This is a genomic window from Levilactobacillus andaensis (assembly GCF_016861695.1).
In the GTDB taxonomy this organism is placed as follows: domain Bacteria; phylum Bacillota; class Bacilli; order Lactobacillales; family Lactobacillaceae; genus Levilactobacillus; species Levilactobacillus andaensis.
The window spans coordinates 1-3,330 of record NZ_BOLP01000034.1 but is presented as its reverse complement, the minus strand read 5'-3'; the positions used below and the strand labels follow the sequence as shown (position 1 = coordinate 3,330).

The following is a 3,330-nucleotide window of genomic DNA, read 5'->3' as shown; positions in this document are numbered from 1 at the left end:
TTTTCAAAGGTCTACCAGCCATCTGCTCTCGCAGACAACTCAATTATCATATCATTTAATCAATATGATGTCAACAACAAGTTTAATTTAATTAAACTGTGAATTGCTGGCTGCCTAATGAAGCAGCTCAATTAATATACCATTTTGTCAGACCGCTTGTCAACAAGCAATTTAACTTTTTAAATTAACGAGCTGCTGTCGTAAAAGACAACTTAGATAATATACCATGCGCATCATCTCGCTGTCAACAAAAATCCTAAATTAATATCGCTAACCCCACTATTCGTTTGTAGCGGCTCCAGGCCCGGCCCTCGCTCTCCCCATATCACGGGCCAGAAGTCTCTTTTGGGAGGATGTCGCCGTGACGCTTGCCAGCATGTCTAATTTGCAACTCACGTTTCCGGCCAAACCTAAATCCGCCGTCTTGAAAAGATCACCGCACCGACCCCGACAAAGACTAACGCCCACACCAGACTGCCGCCACTCAACTGCTGAATCGTCAAATGGGTCACGTTCTGCTGATAACTGGGATTGGCATACTCCTCCTGTAAGAAGAACATGTTAAACGGATTCCATTTCATCACTGGCAATAACGACTTAAACGACTGCAATACCAAACTGGATACCCCTTCCCCCATGAAACAGACACCCATGCCAATAGCGATTGCCGCCGCATTGTTATGACTACAGCTTGCCAGCAAGAAGACCAGTCCAATAATCATCACGCCACCATACATGTCCAGCCCCGCATTAGTCACTAGATTAGCCAATAGCGATTGGTGATAGAGATAAATGGTCTGCCAGTGTAGGCCTCGACCAACACTAGTCTTGAGCAATAGGGTCACGAGGATGGCCAACCCATGACCTAACACGCTATACCCGAGAACGAGGACATACTTCCCCACAAAGATCGTCCAGCGATGATTCACCTGCGTCGCCAACTGCTTGATTGTCCCATACTCGAATTCCATTGTCACACAGCTAGCACCAATCACAATGATAAGCATCGTCAGCCATTGAAACCCGCCATACGCCGATGAAATATAAAATTTCTGATCACTGACTGATGCGCCGTGGGCCGTCATGGCCAGTCCGCCCATTAAAACCACCAAGATAACCGGTGCGAGCCACGCCATACGTTGATGTCTGAATTTAAAAATCTCCTGCTGGATTAATTGTCCCATGGTCTATGCCTTCCTCTCTGCTAATAAGCGTAACAAGACTGTCTCTAAATCTTCCCGGTGCTGGTTTACTTTTAAAATTTGAAGATGCGCGTCGAGAAGGGTCCGCAGTAAGGGCGTCAACGCAACCGGCTTCGTCACGATTAAGTTGCTTCCCCGCTGTGTTACTGGATAGTCGGCCTGTAAAAGTACCTGCAATCCCCGGGCATTTTCCGTTGTCCGCACCACGAATGCCTGCCGCGCCGATTCCTGAAGTTGCGTCATCGTCCGTTGGAGCAACACTTCTCCCTGATCAATTAAGATCACCGTATCAATGATCTTTTCCAGCTCACTCAAAATATGGCTGGAAATTAAAAATGTGGTCCCTTCCCCTGCCAACTGACCAATCAAATGGCGTAGTCGCTTAACCGATTGGGGGTCTAACCCATTCATCGGCTCGTCCAATATGACTAACCGTGGGCGATTCACCAACGCCATGGCAATTCCCAGCTTTTGTTTCATGCCGAGTGAATACCGTTTGGCCGGTCGGTGAATATAGGCTTCCATTTGGAGGGCCTGCACCACCCACGTCATTTGATCCCCGGAAGTCGTCATCAGTTGTAAATGTTGCCAGCCAGTCAGAAACGGATAAATTGCTGGGCGTTCGATGAGTGCGCCTACCTGTTGAGTCACAACAGTATGGGTATTGACCGAAACGGGTTGTCCCAAAATCCGAACGTTGCCAGCATCCGTGGCTAACAGCCCCAATAATGCTTTCATAATGGTCGTCTTGCCCGCACCATTGGGCCCGACTAAGCCGACAACTTCACCAGTTGAAAATGCGAAATTCACATCACGCAAGACCACATGGCGACCGAACTTTTTCCGTAGCCCGGTTACCTGAACCATTTTCACTTGTCCATTTTGCACTGGACATCATCTCCTCTACTCCCTTTCAGCGTACCCGTTCAAATCCCCGAATGATACGGATGCTAGCGAGAATAGCTTGCTATTTCCAGCCGATTCTCTATGCTAGAGTTAATCGCAATTATTAAGGAAGTGAGGTGCCCCCTATGGCATCGACAGAACTAGGCGCGCGTTTGAAAAAATTCCGGCAAACACAACAGCTGACCCAAACGGCACTGGCAGACCAACTACACGTCTCACGGCAGACCGTTTCCAGCTGGGAGACTGGCCGGAACCAACCGGACATCGCCACCATTACCCAATTAGCTACTCTATATGCCGTCCCAGTAGATGACCTCTTACAGGACACGGCAGCCGTACCCGTAACGAAACCAGTCGCCCACCTAAACGCCAGCCTATTAGTCGTTTTATTCGGCGTTCTCCTGGTGGAACGCGTCACCCAATTTTCAACTTTCCCGGCCCTTTACTGGATGGACTTCCTCATCCTCTTACTGATCGGCCTTATGCTCAACTTGGGCATTGCCCGGCGCCACCCGAACACTTGGACGAAGCGGATCCATTGGCTTGGCTTAACGCTGTTTGCCACACTCAGTCTCGTTAGTGGGAGTATCAACGCCTTTAACATGGGGTTTGGCCTAATGACGACCTGCCAATTCAGTGGCCTGGTCGTTGTCATCGCCTTGGTCAGAAAGTACTGGCAATCGCGGTCGACTAAGGTCACACAACACTAGAGTGATCGTCATCTATAAGGACTACTGTAACTACTCAAAAAAAGGTAACGACCTTCCCGCATGGAAGTGCCGTTACCTTTTTAAATTGACCATTCTTCTAATCTTGCTTAGTGGGCCAGTACTCGCTTTTGACAGTAACGTGTTCGATCATTATCGACCATTTGAAATGGACGCCAATTTAGCTACACATCACTATCAGAACGGGAACGTCCACAATCCAATCGTTGTAGATCCCAAAAGCGTCCCGTCAACCCAAGATACTGTCCATGACTTATTGCAGGTCTTGATTCGTTTGCACGTGTTCCCTAGCCCTAGGTAGCAGACGGGACCAGTAGCTTCAGGAAATTGTCCGTATCTACGCATCCATTTTATTTCTGACGCGACTGCGGTGCCAGGCACACTGTCGCTGCGGTCATGCGCCCGGTCCGCTTTTCTTTTTTTGCACAAAAAAAGAACCCAATCACTGGGTTCTTTCGTTCGCGTGGCAACGTCCTATCCTCGCAGGGGGCGAT

Annotated in this window: 3 protein-coding genes; 1 reads left to right on the top strand and 2 read right to left on the bottom strand. The window is 48.9% G+C overall.

All coding sequences use genetic code 11. The features are described 5' to 3' along the window. Positions 1-410: 410 nt before the first annotated feature. Together JUF10_RS14005 and JUF10_RS14000 are read right to left on the bottom strand one after the other, a co-directional pair. Positions 411-1,184: an ABC transporter permease gene (locus tag JUF10_RS14005; RefSeq protein WP_203643409.1), complete on the bottom strand. Its 774-nt coding sequence runs from the start codon at positions 1,182-1,184 to the stop codon at positions 411-413. Between the two features lie 3 nt (positions 1,185-1,187). Continuing rightward, positions 1,188-2,090 carry an ABC transporter ATP-binding protein gene (locus JUF10_RS14000; protein WP_236008267.1) on the bottom strand — a complete coding sequence of 301 codons (903 nt, stop codon included), beginning with the start codon at positions 2,088-2,090 and terminating at the stop codon, positions 1,188-1,190. Between the two features lie 143 nt (positions 2,091-2,233). Between JUF10_RS14000 and JUF10_RS13995 the strand changes: the two genes are divergently transcribed. Continuing rightward, positions 2,234-2,818, top strand: coding sequence for a helix-turn-helix domain-containing protein (locus tag JUF10_RS13995; protein WP_203643407.1), 585 nt, complete (start codon positions 2,234-2,236; stop codon positions 2,816-2,818). Positions 2,819-3,330: the final 512 nt, after the last annotated feature.